This window comes from Bradyrhizobium oropedii (genome assembly GCF_020889685.1).
GTDB lineage: Bacteria > Pseudomonadota > Alphaproteobacteria > Rhizobiales > Xanthobacteraceae > Bradyrhizobium > Bradyrhizobium oropedii.
On sequence record NZ_JACMYO010000046.1, the window covers coordinates 1 to 14115 of the forward strand.

At 61.1% G+C, this 14115-nt stretch carries 12 protein-coding genes; 8 read left to right on the plus strand and 4 right to left on the minus strand.

From position 1 onward, the window contains the following. Positions 1 to 112 precede the first annotated feature (112 nt). On the minus strand, positions 113 to 862 hold the full coding sequence (locus H8A95_RS15150; RefSeq protein WP_163152927.1) for a hypothetical protein: 750 nt from the start codon (positions 860 to 862) through the stop codon (positions 113 to 115). A gap of 734 nt (positions 863 to 1596) precedes the next feature. Between H8A95_RS15150 and H8A95_RS15155 the strand changes: the two genes are divergently transcribed. Next, positions 1597 to 3741, plus strand: a complete 2145-nt coding sequence (locus H8A95_RS15155) for a type I secretion system permease/ATPase (protein WP_229183861.1) — start codon at positions 1597 to 1599, stop codon at positions 3739 to 3741. Then, positions 3728 to 5143, plus strand: coding sequence for an HlyD family type I secretion periplasmic adaptor subunit (locus H8A95_RS15160; protein ID WP_229183862.1), 1416 nt, complete (start codon positions 3728 to 3730; stop codon positions 5141 to 5143). The genes H8A95_RS15155 and H8A95_RS15160 overlap by 14 nt, the downstream gene beginning before the upstream one ends. Positions 5144 to 5284: 141 nt before the next feature. Here H8A95_RS15160 and H8A95_RS15165 read toward each other — a convergent pair whose 3' ends face one another. The 3 genes from H8A95_RS15165 to H8A95_RS15175 form a co-directional block, all read right to left on the minus strand. Continuing rightward, positions 5285 to 6385, minus strand: coding sequence for a glycosyltransferase (locus tag H8A95_RS15165; protein WP_229183863.1), 1101 nt, complete (start codon positions 6383 to 6385; stop codon positions 5285 to 5287). Between the two features lie 89 nt (positions 6386 to 6474). Beyond that, positions 6475 to 7779 carry a glycosyltransferase family protein gene (locus tag H8A95_RS15170; protein WP_229183864.1) on the minus strand — a complete coding sequence of 435 codons (1305 nt, stop codon included), beginning with the start codon at positions 7777 to 7779 and terminating at the stop codon, positions 6475 to 6477. Positions 7780 to 7973: 194 nt separating this feature from the next. Further along, positions 7974 to 8150 carry a hypothetical protein gene (locus H8A95_RS15175; protein ID WP_163152925.1) on the minus strand — a complete coding sequence of 59 codons (177 nt, stop codon included), beginning with the start codon at positions 8148 to 8150 and terminating at the stop codon, positions 7974 to 7976. Between H8A95_RS15175 and asnB the strand changes: the two genes are divergently transcribed. The 6 genes from asnB (at position 8130) to H8A95_RS15205 (ending at position 14110) form a co-directional block, all read left to right on the plus strand. Next, positions 8130 to 9881, plus strand: a complete 1752-nt coding sequence (gene asnB / locus H8A95_RS15180) for an asparagine synthase (glutamine-hydrolyzing) (RefSeq protein WP_229183865.1) — start codon at positions 8130 to 8132, stop codon at positions 9879 to 9881. The genes H8A95_RS15175 and asnB overlap by 21 nt on opposite strands. A 76-nt stretch (positions 9882 to 9957) precedes the next feature. Beyond that, positions 9958 to 11181, plus strand: coding sequence for a glycosyltransferase family 4 protein (locus H8A95_RS15185; protein ID WP_229183866.1), 1224 nt, complete (start codon positions 9958 to 9960; stop codon positions 11179 to 11181). 130 nt (positions 11182 to 11311) lie between these two features. Next, positions 11312 to 11950, plus strand: coding sequence for a winged helix-turn-helix transcriptional regulator (locus H8A95_RS15190; protein ID WP_229183867.1), 639 nt, complete (start codon positions 11312 to 11314; stop codon positions 11948 to 11950). 5 nt (positions 11951 to 11955) lie between these two features. Continuing rightward, positions 11956 to 12465, plus strand: a complete 510-nt coding sequence (nusG, locus tag H8A95_RS15195; RefSeq protein WP_229183868.1) for a transcription termination/antitermination protein NusG — start codon at positions 11956 to 11958, stop codon at positions 12463 to 12465. A 116-nt stretch (positions 12466 to 12581) separates the two neighbouring features. After that, entirely contained in the window at positions 12582 to 13520 is a 939-nt protein-coding gene (locus H8A95_RS15200; RefSeq protein WP_229183869.1) for a Gfo/Idh/MocA family oxidoreductase, read from the plus strand. Continuing rightward, positions 13517 to 14110 carry an acyltransferase gene (locus H8A95_RS15205; protein WP_229183870.1) on the plus strand — a complete coding sequence of 198 codons (594 nt, stop codon included), beginning with the start codon at positions 13517 to 13519 and terminating at the stop codon, positions 14108 to 14110. Before H8A95_RS15200 ends, H8A95_RS15205 begins: the two co-directional genes overlap by 4 nt. The last annotated feature ends 5 nt before the right edge of the window (positions 14111 to 14115 follow it).

Sequence of the window (14115 nt, forward strand, 5' to 3'; positions counted from 1 at the left end):
CCCTGTACGGAGAGATGGCCTCGTCTTGCCCGTCACTTTGCCGCTCGAATGTCCAAACGGCCATTCGACGGCAAAGCGCGGTGCATTGAAAAGTGTAGAGCTATCCGTTTCGTTATTCGGGTCGGATAAACTGCGCCTGCAGATCTCCTGTAAACGTCACCGGGCCGGTGTGGTTCAATTTGCTGAACGTATCGAGCCAGATCTCGCCGCCGAGATCGCGCCATCGCCGGCAGAACGCATAATCCTCCGAAAGGTATTCCTTAGTTTCGGGATCAATCATGCAGTCGAACAGGGCCCAGCGGGGGCTGTTTTCGGGTACGTGCCCCGCATAGACCGGAGCTATGTGACGAAGCTCGGGATAGGCGTCGCACATCCGCTCGATGACATTGCGTCGGATGAGGAGGAAACCTGTGCCGATGCGCTTCACGGGCGCGAAGCCGTCCCTCGCCGTGATTGCGGTGCTATCCTCCCAAGCCAGTACATAGTGCAGTGCCGCGGTTTGGACATTGGAACGACCGGCCTTGATGGCGCGTTCGGCCTTGGCCCAGTCGACTTCTTTCAAGGGATAGGCGCCCGCCGCAACGTCGACGTTGAACTTCAGAAGTCGCAGCACCTGGTCGGGCGAGAATCCGATGTCTGCATCGATGAACATCAGGTGCGTTGCGTGCTCGTGTGCCAGAAACTGGCGGACAAGCTCGTTGCGTGCGCGCGTGACCAGCGAGTCACTGAAGAAGCGAACGCCCATGCCAACGCCGAGCTCGAGGCACGTCGTTTGAAGCGTCAAAAGTGAGGTTATGTATGAAGTGGTCGCCAATCCTCCGTAGGTTGGGGTGGCGACAAGAATATAGGGCGGTTGCGACATGATACCCCTCGGTGGACGCGAACGAAGGAATTCAAGCTCTTTCGCTCGCGGCATTTACCTGATGCGGATCGTGAGTTACCGGCATCTTGCATTCGTCGTTTGAGATGGCCGGCCAAGATCCTTGATAGTTAAGCTAGCAGCCTAGCTTACCGAATACGGCCTTTGGGACACCAGCGGAAACGGACACTGGTTCGCAGGCAGCACGCTGGAGCCTGCCCTGCGAGACGGCGGCACCGGTGGCGTTCCGAGGCAGCACCGGAAGCTCAGGCGTTGCAGCTCCGCGAGCTTCAGTGGGAGCGTTGCGGGCAGGGCGGCGCCAAGCACCGTCCACTTCGCCGACATCAACTTCGTATCGGTCCAATCCCGCCCATACCGGGAATACTACGGGTGGCCCGCTGACCGGGACCGATGGTAGGCATATGGCGGCATTTCGCTGCTCGGCCGCTATCTGGCCTCGAGCTTTGCAGCCTCGCGCGACCGACACGTAGGAGCCTCGGTTGTCGCCACGTTCGACCAGCGGTGTGCTGACCACGCTGCATCACGCGTAGGGTGATCGCGCAATCTGTATGGAAAACCCGTCCCCCCCCCCGAGCGAAGGAGATCGCTCCAGGGGGACGGGCATTGAATTAAGTATTTTTGACAACCAGGGCTGGTAGCCTAGCTCAAATACTTGCAAATTAGGCCGTTCTCGCAATATCAGGGAGCTTATTGTTATTCATATTTCAGGAAGACAGGTGTCCGAAGGCCCGGACCAGCACAACGCAACCGACGAAGGGCTGATCGCGCTCGCCCGTCTGCTCCAGCTCAATGGCTTTGCTGCGGATCCCAAGCAGATTCAGCACGCGCTGGGAAATGTCGGCATTGGCGTCCCCGAGATGCTCCGCTTTGCGAGGCAATCGGGCTTCAAGGCGCGGGCCTTTCGAACGAGCTTCAAGCGGCTGCTCAAAACGCCGCTTCCGGCAATCGCCACCCTGCGCGACGGTGGATTCCTGATCCTGGGCAAGGCGGCCGAGGGCAAGGTTCTCGTTCAGTCCGCCAAGATTGCCGTGCCGCAGATCCTCAGTCAGGCCGAGTTCGAGAAGATCTGGGACGGCCAGATCGTCTTGTTCACGCGTCGTGCACGCCTGGTCGAACTGACGCGGCGCTTCGACATCACATGGTTCCTGGCCGCGATCGTGAAATATCGCGCGCTTCTGGCCGAAGTCCTGGTCGCATCCTTCTTTCTCCAGCTGTTTGCGCTGGCTTCGCCGCTGATATTCCAGGTCGTCATCGACAAGGTGCTGGTGCATCAGAATCTCAGCACGTTGGACGTGCTGATCTTCGCCTTCTTTGCGATCGTGCTGTTCGAAACCATTCTCGGCACGTTGCGGACCTACGTCTTCTCGCACACGACAAATCGCATCGACGTCGAGCTCGGAGCGAGACTCTTCCGTCATCTGCTGGCGTTGCCGCTGTCTTATTTCCAGGCCCGCCGGGTCGGCGATTCCGTCGCCAGGGTACGTGAGCTGGAGAACATTCGGAATTTTCTCACCGGCTCCGCGCTGACGCTCACCATCGACCTGTTCTTCACGTTCGTCTTCCTCGCCGTCATGTTCGTCTACTCGCCGCTTCTGACGCTGGTCGTCGTCGGCTCGTTGCCGTTCTATGTGGCCCTGTCGATGAGCGCGACACCCGTCTTCCGCCGGCGCCTCGACGAGAAGTTCAGGCGGGGAGCCGAAAACCAGGCTTTCCTGGTGGAGAGCGTAACCGGCATTGAAACGCTGAAGTCGATGGCGATCGAGCCGCAGGCGCAGCGCAAGTGGGAGGAGCAACTCGCCGGCTACGTCACGTCGAGCTTCCGCGTTTCCAACCTCGGAAATGTCACGAGCCAGGCGGTCCAGTTCGTCAGCAAGGCGACCACCGCGATCACGCTCTATCTCGGCGCCAAGGCGGTGATCGAAGGCAACCTGACCGTGGGCGAGCTGGTCGCCTTCAACATGCTGGCGGGCAGGGTCAGTCAGCCGGTGCTGCGGCTGGCGCAGATATACCAGGACTTCCACCAGGCGCGGCTGTCGGTCGAGCGTCTCGGCGACATTCTCAACACGCCGGCGGAGCCGACCTACAATCTCAGTCGGTCAACACTCCCCGAAATATCCGGAGCGATCAAATTTGATCGGGTCGGATTTCGCTATCAGCTGGATGGCAGGGAGGTTCTGAAGGACATCGATTTTGAGATTCCCGCAGGGCAGGTGGTGGGGATCGTCGGATCGTCGGGATCCGGCAAGAGCACCATCGCAAAGCTCGTGCAGCGGCTCTATGTGCCGGAGCGCGGCCGGGTTCTCATCGACGGCGTCGACCTCGCGGTGGTCGATCCGTCCTGGCTGAGGCGCCAGATCGGCGTGGTGTTGCAGGACAATGTGCTGTTCAATGCAAGCATACGCGAGAACATCGCGGTGGCCGAGCCGGGCATGCCGATCGAGCGCGTCGTGGCGGCCGCAAAGCTTGCCGGCGCGCATGAGTTCATCCTCGAACTGACCGATGGATACGATACGACCGTAGGCGAGCGAGGTTCGACTCTGTCTGGTGGTCAGCGGCAGCGCATCGCGATCGCGCGCGCGCTCGTGACCAACCCGCGGATTCTGATCTTCGATGAAGCCACCAGCGCGCTGGATTACGAAAGCGAGCAGATCATCCAGCAGAACATGCTTCAGATCGTGCGGGGACGCACCGCCCTGATCATCGCGCACCGGCTGTCCACGATCCGCCGGGCCAATCGGATTTTGACGGTTGAAAACGGGTCCATCGTCGAGGACGGCACGCATCAGCAGCTGATCAGCGTCAACGGTAGATATTCCAAGCTCTATCGCTTGCAGGAGGGGCGGGCGGATGGCGCGGATTAGAAACGTGCTTGCCCTGCGGTCCGGCACCGACGAGCGGGAGTTCCTGCCGGCGGCACTCGAAATCGTGGAGACACCAGCCTCGCCCGCCGGACGCCTCACCGGCGCGACAGTTATCGCGGTCTTCTGCGTCGCGCTCGCCTGGGCGGCCTTCGGCAAGGTGGACATCGTCGCATCTGCACAGGGCAAGATCGTTCCCATCGGCGGAACGAAGGTGATCCAGCCGTTTGAGACCGGGATCGTGAAGGCGATTCACGTTCACGAAGGTCAGCAGGTGAAGGCCGGTGACGTTCTGGTCGAGGTGGATCCGCGCATCAACCAGGCCGAACGGGATCATCTGGTCGTCGATTACCGGGCGGCGCGGCTCGAAGTCGCCAGAATTAACGCCGCACTCGCCAATGCGGACGACCCTCTGACCGCCTTTCATACGCCTGACGACGCCTCACCATCGGAAGTCGCGGTGGAGCGCGATTACCTGCTGAAACAGACGGCCGAGTTTCGCGCCAAGATCGAATCGCTCTCGCGTCAACTCGAGGAGAAAAAGGCCACGCGAGCGACCACCCAGGCGACGCTCGAGAAGCTCGCGGCCATCGTTCCCATCATCCAGCAGAGGGTCGATATCCGGAAGACGTCGTCCGAGCGCGAATACACCTCGAAGTACCAGTATCTGGAGATTTACCAATCGCTGACCGAGGCGCAGCGTGAAGTCGTGGTGCAGCAGAACCGTCTGCAGGAGGCCGAAGCCAGCATCGCCGCGCTCAGCGGATCGCGCGATCAGGCCATAGCTGAATTTCAGAGGACGTTGTTCGGGCAGCTTGTCGAAGCACGGCGCAAGGCCGACGGCCTGGCGCACGACATCGAGAAGGTGCAGAGCAAGATCAACGCACAATACATGACGTCGCCGATCGACGGGACCGTCCAACAGCTCGCGATTCACACCGCGGGTGGCATCGTGACGCCCGCTCAGGTGCTTCTGATCATCGCCCCCGCAAACGGACGCATCGAGATCGAAGCGATGGTGCCGAACAAGGACGTCGGATTCGTGCATCCCGGTCAAAAGGCGCAAATCAAGATCGACACCTTCAACTTCACCAAATACGGATTGATCCACGGCACTGTCGAGAGTGTCTCCCGCGACGCGGTCGTTCGCGAAAAGCCCCGGGACAAGTCCAACGACCAGGCGCCGGGCTCCACCAACACGACGAGCGAGCCGGCAGGGCAGCAGCTGGTGTTCACCGCACGTGTGTCGATGGATCGCACAGAGATGATGATCGACGATCGCGAGATCAACCTGTCCCCGGGTATGGCCGTGACAGTTGAGATTGCAACTGGAGCGCGATCCCTACTCTCGTACTTGCTGTCACCCCTGGTCAGATATGGGCATGACAGCATGAGGGAGAGATGATCTGTGAGTTGCTCCACAGTTTCGGCACTGCGCAGGGCCAGATGAGAGCTTGATCGCCGATGACGCCTGCAGTCGGTGGCGCGCTTGCAAGGGGTGTCGGCTGAGCTGAAATCTTGCGGACGACAGTTCGAACGTCCGGCCTCAGTTGGCGTCCGCGATCAGTTTGAAATCGCTGTTGGGATCTTCGTAGGCATCGAGCATCGCCTTGGCGATCAGCTTCGGGTTGTGCCACCGTTCGACATAGAGCCGCGATGCCTGGCCACGGATCTGCCATTCGGATCGCCGATCAAGAATGGCGGCAATGTCCTCGACAAGATTTCCTGGGTTCAGCCGGTAGAGAGGCAGCTCGCGCTTGATGGCGTCCGGCACGAACATCATATCTTCTTCTCTGATGTAACATGCGACCGGCTTTCCCATTGCCATCATTTCGACGGCAAAGCCTCCATACCAGCCTGCCAGCACCTGGTCGATCGCGAGATCGGCCGATCGATAGATCTCGAGCGCTCGCTCGTGGCTGGTGTTTTCGACAAGGACCAGGTCGAAGTCGTACCGCGATCGCAACTGTTCGAGGGCGTTCATGATCATCGGTGTGCCCTTGATCCGTCCGGCGGTCGGGGCATGAACGATCTTCGGCCGCCCTTGCTGGGAGGGCGGAGCAACGTCGAACTTCTCGATCTCGACGTTGGAATAGGGGAGGAATCGACCGTTCGGTACGACGTGCCCGAGCTCAGGATTGAGATAGAAGACGCGATCGAACAGCGGCAGGACCTTTTCGATCAGGAAGTGGCGTCGGTGGTCGAGAGCGTCCGTGCATCTTTGATACAGCTCGCAATGCTGCGGGGCGCACATCGTCCATTGGTTTCTCTTGTTGCCCTCATTCGCCAGTCGGACGTCACAACCTTGCAGTGTCATGAACAGCTTCTTGTTGAAGAAGCGCGCGACATGCAGGTCTGCAGCCGAAAGCCGGTTGATCGTGTCCGTCAGCAGCGACGCCCTGGAGAGCAATGATCCCGGTGCTGAAAGCGGAAAGCCCGGCGACAGAAAGGTCTGTCCAAAGTAGAAATGAAGAACGTCGTAGCGCCATTGGTTCTTGAGGCCGAACGCCGTGCTGCGAATGGCGGTTTCGAGAAATCCGGCGCTCTTTGCCGATAGCACCCGGTCCGCCGAGTATCCAAGCCATGTGTCGTTCCGAACGACGACGTCGCTGGATGCCCCCAGCTGCCGTTCGGCGCGGGATAGCACCCAGGGCTGATTGCCGACATTGACTGGTCCGTGCAGGATTCTCATGTGCGGGTATTCAGGTCCACCGAGCGGGACGAAGGTTACGCAGGTTACTTGGCATGATCGTGGCTCGCGAACTCGCCGATTTGCCTCGTCAGGCTTGTCTGCAGATCTTCGGGAAGATCGGCGGTTTCACAATAGAGCCTTCCGAGCCGGGCTGCGACGGCTTGCAGGCTATAATGTGCTTCTACGTAGCGGCGCCCGGCCTTGCCGATGGCATTCAGGTCGAGCGCACCGCTCAAGCATCGCTTCAGCACATCATAGATCTCGTCAGGACGCGTGTTGATGATCGGGCAGGTTGCCGGATCGATCATCATCTGGTCGCCGCGCAGAAAGCACAAGACCGGCTTCGCCATGGCCATCGCCTCGAGGGCCGTGTAGCCGTGAAAGCCTGCGACGAACTGATCAGCAACAACGTGCGATGCGCCAAAGAGCTCGAGGACCTTCTTGTTGGGAACGCCCTGGACGGAAACCAGCTCGATCTTCTCTCCTTCCTTCACCAGCCGATCAATCGCCTCGATCAGAAGCCTCGTCCCCTTGAAGTGTCCGTGGTTCGGCGCATGGGCCACCTTCAGCACGTCGCCGGCCTTGTAGACCGGCGGCTTCGCGGCGAGCGTGCTTGCGTCGATCGGCCAATAGTGCATGTCCCGGCAGCCAGGCACATACGTCACCATGTCCCCCATCGCGATCTGCGCGGTCGCGCGGCCTGTGAGGCGGTTGATCGATGAGGCGTGCATCTCTGTCGTGCAGACACAAAACTTGCCCGGGGCCGGGCATTCCTCGCACAGGTTCGGGTGACCGAGTGCGAGCGTTGCTTCCCGTGCCCGGACATCGGCGCCGTAGGCGTAGGTGTACAAGCGCTTTCCCGACTGGAACAGGAGGTCGAGTTCCTCAGGGTTGATGCCATAGCGTCCATCGCTCAGCATCAGGCCACGGTCGTAGAAGTAGTTGAAGATATCGTAGCGCAGCAGGGCCCACGCCAGGACCACGCGACGAAACAGGCCGAGACCTCTTCGGCTGCGCAGCAGCCGAAGGAAACCCTCGAACAGGATGAGATTGATGTCGAATGATCTCGTCACGTAGTACGTGTTGAAGACCAGCGACGAGGAGCGAAATCCCAGCAAGCGATCGCAGCGGGCGAGAAGCGGCAAGGTGAGGATCGGGGTGGCGGCCCACAAGGTACGCACCTTTCCCTTGGCCAGACGCTTCTCGGTGGCGCGCCGCGCCGCGCGAACAAGCACGCGGGTGACGAAACCTGCGATGGCAGATTGGGCCGGCAGGGGAGATGCAATGCCGTCGGGGGGAAGCGGCGCTTCCGTCAGGGACGTCGGTCCGATGGGTTCAATCTTGTTCACTCAGGGATCCGATGGATGCCAACTCAACATCAGCCAGCGGTTTCTAGCACAGGTTTGGTCCGAAGCGGCCATGTGATGCAGGCCCGGAGAGGCGGTGCAGAGCTGGCGGCCGAGCCTCGCTATCTCAGGTTTCAGCAGCGCATGAAGGCAGCTTCGATTGGTCCGGGAACGTTGACGCTCAATACATGAACAGGCTAAGACAGCGGCGGTTTGTTCCAAATGCGCACATATTCCGACGCGGCGGTTATACCGAGCTCCGCCATCGAATCAATCTGGATAGGCATTTCGTGTGCGGCATATTTGGCCTCGTAGATAAGACCGGGCCCGTCGATGCCCGCCAAGTGGACCAGATGACCGATCTCGTCGCCCACCGCGGACCGGATGGGCGTGGGGTGAGGGTCAACGGGAACGTCGGGATGGGACACCGGCGACTGGCCATCATCGATCTGACCGACGACGGCGCACAGCCGATGCGCGACAGACGGCTTCCCATCTGGATCACCTACAACGGCGAGATCTACAATTACGTTGAGCTCCGCTCGGAGCTCGAGGCTCTCGGATATACCTTTCACACGGCCTCGGACACCGAGGTCCTGCTCACAGCCTATGTTTGCTGGGGTGCTGGGTGCCTCGAGCGCTTCAACGGCATGTGGTCGTTTGCGATTCACGACGAGCGCGACAACACGCTGTTCTGCGCCCGGGACAGGTTCGGCGTGAAGCCGTTCTACTACATCAATACGGCGAGGCAGTTCGCGTTCGGCTCGGAGATCCGCCAGCTTCTTCCGTTGGTCGAGCGCCCGATCGCGGATGACGATCTGATCAGCGATTTCCTCGTTTGCGGCATGACCGACCATACCAGCCGGACCTTCTTCAAGGGCGTCGAGAAGTTGCCTCCCGGGCATCGGATGCGCGTCGACGTGTCGACCGGGCAGATCGAAATCGAACGCTACTATTCGCTTGCGCCTGGGGCGGCCGTCTCCGACGAAGGCGGCGCAGCGAAATCGTTGCGAGAGCTGCTTGATGACGCGACGCGTCTGCGGTTGCGTTCGGATGTCCGTGTCGGAACCTGCCTGTCGGGTGGGCTGGACAGTTCGAGCGTCGCGACACTGGCGGCGCGGCGCTATGCGCCAGGTTCGAGCGAGCGCTTCTTTGCCATCACGGCCGTGAGCGAGCAGGCGTCCAACAATGAAGAGGAGTACGCGGCGGAGGTTGCGGAAAAGGCAGAGTTGAACTGGCTACGCACCAAACCGTCCTATCAGGACTTCGCATCCACGGCCGAGACCTTGCTCGACGTCCAGGAGGAGCCGTTCGCCGGCCCTTCGATCATGATGCAGTATGCGGTGATGCAGGCCGCGCGATCAAACGGCGTCATCGTGCTGCTCGACGGTCAGGGCGGTGACGAAACGTTGTTGGGGTACCATCGCTACTATGCGGCCTGGTTGCTCGACCATCTTCGCAGCGGTGGCTTCCGTGGATTTCTGTCGGCCTTCGGCGCCGCCACGCGGGCAGGTGTTTCGCGCGGGCGGTTGCTGATGTATCTGTTCGGTGCCAGTTCGGCAGGGCTGCGCGCTGCCTATTACCGGCTGCGTTACAGTTTTCTCAGAAATCCCGGCTTGCCCGAGCCGCTTCGCCGCTTTGCCTCGAAGACGAGGGATGCGCAGGCCATGCAAGTGCTGGAGATTACCGAGACCAATCTGCCGATGCTGCTGCGTTTCGAAGACAAGAACTCGATGCGGTTCGGCATCGAAACGCGACTTCCGTTCCTTGACTATCGCTTCGTCGAGTTTGCGTTGGCGCTGCCAACACGCATCAAGCTGAACAAGGGGTGGGCAAAATGGCCGCTCCGTGCCGCCATGAGCGATCTGCTGCCGGCCAGCATCAGCTGGCGGAGGGACAAGATCGGTTTCGCTGCTCCGGACCGGATCTGGCTCACGCGACACTCGGCTCCGATGTATGACAAGGTGATCGCAAGCGAGCTTTTGGCCCGTTATGTCGACATGCCGAAGCTCAAGAGAAAATTTCATCGGCTCGATCTTGGGATGCGCTGGAGGCTTTATTGCGTTGCGCTCTGGGGTGAGCGCTTTCGGGTCGAAGCGCCATGAGGCCTGGGGATTCCTGGATGTCATCGTTGCTGTCCGCAATTGACGGCTTGCTGGCTGCTGCTTTCCGGGCGGCCCCATGAACATCTGGCTATTGCATCCGTTCGCCGGGGGGCCGGGCCTCGGCCGTCACTGGCGGCCGTTTTGGCTCGCCGACGCTTGGGGAAGAATGGGGCATCGGGTCGTCGTGGTCAGCGCCGGCTTCCATCACCTGCACCGGGAGGCGCGCGCTGCGGGGCCGCAGCGGATCAACGACGTCGACTTCTGGTTCCTCGACACCCCGCGCTATGGCAGTGGCAGCTTGGGGCGGCTTCGGAACAATCTGAGCTTTGGGCCGGCCGTTCGCTCGACCGCGAGCGCAATTGCCGCGCAGTTCGGCAAACCGGATCTGATGATCGCGTCGAGCCCGCATCTGTTCTTCATCTCAGCGGCGCACCAGATCGCCCGGCATTTCGATGCCAGGTTTTGGCTGGAGGTCCGCGATCTCTGGCCGGAAAGCATCGTGGCGCTCGGAATGACGCCGGCATGGCATCCCCTGATGAAGGTGCTCGGCTGGAAGGAGCGCGCCGCCTATCGCGCGGCTGATCGCGTGATCTGCCTCTTGGCCGGAGCCGAAGCCCACATGCGCGCGCGTGGCTTGCCGGCGGGCAAGTTCTTGTGGGTCCCCAACGGGGTGTCCGACGGTGAAATACAGAGCGCGCTTACTATCGAGAAGCTTGATCACCCCCTGATCGACCGCATCAACCTGCTCAAGCAGCAGGGCGTGCGCGTCGTCCTCTACGCCGGCGGCATGGGCCCGCCCAATGCCGTGGAGGCTATTCTCGACGCGGCCTCGATCCTCGGCGAAGCGAACTCCGGGATCCATTTTGTGATGATTGGTTCCGGCACGTCCCGGGTCGCGCTCAAACAGCGGGCGGCGGGGCTCGCCAACGTCGAGTTTCACGACGAGGTCGATCGATCCATCGTGCACGGTATGCTGCACGCGTCCGATTGCGCAGTGGTCGCCTTCCACAAGAACGCGCTCTACCACCACGGCATCAGCCCCAACAAGCTGTTCGACTACGGTTTGTTCGCGCCGCGCAGCGTCATTGCCTGCGAGGAGCGGGCGCTGGTTGGGCTCGAGGATTTGGTGACTGCCCGATGCGCGCCGGACGACCCCGGCGCACTCGCCGCGTCGCTGCGCGCTGCGCTCAACGGTCCGGTGCGTTCGCGGGCCGAGCGCGTCGCCATCGCAGAGCGGTACAGCTATTCGACGCTCGCTGCGCAATATCTGGCCGAGCCGGGGGATCCTGCCCAAGTGTGACCCCAGCGACACATTGGCCTCAAATAAATCCTTTTATTATCAGTAGCTTGCTACGTTCATGGCGTGAACGAATTAGCTTGACGTTCATCCAGTGAACGCGCTATCAGCCCCTCCAGTGGGGATGGGCGTGATGGCAGGCATTCTACCAACGGATGAGAACGACAGCGACCGGCTGGTGCTCGGGCTGCTCACCTCGCTCGAGGCAGATGGTGCGCAATCGCAGCGGCGGATGGCAGCCGATCTCGGCGTCGCGCTCGGCCTGGTCAACGCGTATCTCAAGCGGGCGATCAAGAAGGGTTTCGTCAAGGTCGGGCAGGCACCGGCGCGGCGTTATGCCTATTACCTCACGCCGCAAGGCTTCTCCGAGAAATCGCGACTGACCGTCCAGTTCCTGTCGGACTCCTTTTCGCTCTTCCGCAAGGCGAAGGAGGAATACGGCAGGCTGTTCGAGCGCGCTCAGGCGCTCGGCTTCAGGCGGGTGGTGCTCGCCGGGCAATCCGACCTCTGCGAAATCGCGATCCTGTGCGCGGTCGATGGGCCGGTTTCGGTCCTTGCGATCGTGGATCCCGATGCAACCGCGACCCGGTTCATTGGTGTCAAGGTCGTCTCCTCCTATGCGTTGGTGGACGAGCCGTTCGATGCGGTCGTTGTGACGCATCTGACGGCGGCGCGAAGCGTATTCGAGCAGGCAGTCAGCAATTTCGGCGCGGAGAAAGTCCTTGCGCCGGATCTGCTGGGCCTGCGTCCAAAGCAGTCGCTGGGAGCGTGATGACCATGGAACACGATTCACGCTGGTACGTCGTCCAGACGCAAGTCAACGCCGAGGCAAAGGCGGCCGCCAACCTCGAGCGGCAGGGCTTTTCGATCTATTTCCCGCGTTACCTGAAGCGCCGCAGCCACGCCAGGAAGGTGGAGACTGTGCCGCGTCCGTTGTTTCCGCGCTATCTCTTCGTCGGGATCGATCTCGCGTCGCAGCGATGGCGTGCCATTCAATCGACGCTCGGCGTGTCGCACCTCGTATGCGTCGGAGACCGGCCGGCCATGGTGGAAGACCGCGTCATCGATGCCTTGAAGGGGCGCGAGGACGACGCCGGCTTCATCACGCTTGCACGCAGGCCGGCGTTCTCGCCCGGGGATAAAGTGCGAATTGTCGAGGGTGCGTTCGTCGACAGTCTTGCGCTCGTTGAAGACGCCAGCGATCACCATCGCGTTGCGGTTCTCTTGAACCTGTTGGGCCGCAAGGTCCGTGTTCTTGTCGGGACGGACCTGATCGCTGCGGCGTAAGTGCGTCTGCCCTCGGGCAGGCGTGATGGACATGTTTGGCTTGGGTGTGATGCTCGATTCACCCCGAGTGCGGTAGCTTGCCTGAAACAGGCAGAAAACGTTTGAGAGAGGGGCCCATGACGACTTACGCACTGATCGGCGCTGCCGGCTACATCGCGCCGCGGCACATGCGGGCGATGGCCGAGACCGGCGGCAATCTGGCGGTGGCGTACGATCCCAACGATTCCGTGGGCATCATGGATAGCCATTTTCCGGATGCGGATTTCTTCACCCAGTTCGAGCTGTTCGATCGTCACGTCGACCAGTTGCGCAGGGGCGGCAAGAAGATCGACTATATGTCGATCTGCTCGCCGAACTATTTGCACGACGCGCATTGTCGGTTTGCGCTGCGATCTGGCGTGGATGCCATCTGCGAAAAGCCGCTGGTCCTCAATCCCGGCGACATCGACGAACTGGCCGCCATCGAGCAGGACACCGGCCGCCGCATCTCGACCATTCTGCAATTGCGCCTGCATCCGGCGATCATCGCGTTGCGCGATCGCTTCGCCAATTCGCAGAAGCGCCACAAGGTCGAGCTCACCTATATCACGTCGCGCGGGCGCTGGTATCACACCTCCTGGAAGGGGGCAGACCCGAAGTCGGGTGGCGTGGCCACCAACATCGGAGTGCACTTCTTCGACATGCTGAGCTTCGTGTTCGGCCCTGCCAGCCGCAACGAGGCGCATCTGCGTGAGGCGGAGAGGGCGGCCGGCTCTCTGGAATGCGAACGCGCGGATGTGAGCTGGTTCCTGTCGCTGGACCGCAACGATTTGCCCGACGGCGTGAAAGGCAAGAAGACGACCTATCGCTCGATCACCGTCGACGGCGAGGAGGTCGAGTTTTCCGAAGGGTTCACCGATCTCCACACGCGGAGCTATGAGGAGATCGTCGCCGGTCGCGGCTTCAGGCTGGACGAAGTTCGCCCCTCGATCGATATCGTCTCCACGTTTCGCCATGCGCCGATCGTCCGAAGCAATGGCGTTCACGCCTTCGCCCAGAAGGCGATGCACAAATGAGCGAGATGCGCGAGGATCCGCGCTTTCCAGGCGTCTTGATCCATCAATCGAGCTACGTCGACGATGGAGCAGTGCTCGGGCGCGGCACCAAGATCTGGCACTTTTGCCATATTTTGTCGCGCACGGTGATCGGCGAAGACTGCTCGATCGGCCAGAACGTGATGATCGGTCCGAACGTCAGGATCGGAAACGGCTGCAAGATCCAGAACAACGTCTCGATCTATGATGGCGTCGAACTCGAGGACGACGTGTTCTGCGGCCCGAGCTGTGTCTTCACGAACGTCAACAATCCGCGCGCCGGTGTGTCGCGGAAGGACGAGTTTCGCAGGACGCCGATCGGACGCGGCGCCAGCATTGGCGCCAATGCGACCATCGTCTGCGGACATTCGCTGGGCGAGTACAGTTTCATCGGAGCAGGTTCCGTCGTCACCAAGAATGTCGCCGCCTTTTCGTTGATGGCGGGCAATCCGGCGCGACGGATTGGCTGGATGAGCAGAGCAGGCGAGCGACTGGGCAGCGACCTGGTCTGCCCACGCACTCATCGTCGTTATGAGCTTCACAATGAAGCGCTGGTTGAAATCGAGGGTTGAAGAAG

What these genes read in the sequence shown, in the direction of transcription:
- H8A95_RS15150 (WP_163152927.1), bottom strand. Translation starts at nt 862, where the DNA reads ATGTCGCAACCGCCCTATATTCTTGTCGCCACCCCAACCTACGGAGGA.
- H8A95_RS15160 (WP_229183862.1), top strand. Translation starts at nt 3,728, where the DNA reads ATGGCGCGGATTAGAAACGTGCTTGCCCTGCGGTCCGGCACCGACGAG.
- asnB (WP_229183865.1), top strand. Translation starts at nt 8,130, where the DNA reads ATGACCGATCTCGTCGCCCACCGCGGACCGGATGGGCGTGGGGTGAGG.
- H8A95_RS15185 (WP_229183866.1), top strand. Translation starts at nt 9,958, where the DNA reads ATGAACATCTGGCTATTGCATCCGTTCGCCGGGGGGCCGGGCCTCGGC.
- H8A95_RS15190 (WP_229183867.1), top strand. Translation starts at nt 11,312, where the DNA reads ATGGCAGGCATTCTACCAACGGATGAGAACGACAGCGACCGGCTGGTG.
- nusG (WP_229183868.1), top strand. Translation starts at nt 11,956, where the DNA reads ATGGAACACGATTCACGCTGGTACGTCGTCCAGACGCAAGTCAACGCC.
- H8A95_RS15200 (WP_229183869.1), top strand. Translation starts at nt 12,582, where the DNA reads ATGACGACTTACGCACTGATCGGCGCTGCCGGCTACATCGCGCCGCGG.
- H8A95_RS15205 (WP_229183870.1), top strand. Translation starts at nt 13,517, where the DNA reads ATGAGCGAGATGCGCGAGGATCCGCGCTTTCCAGGCGTCTTGATCCAT.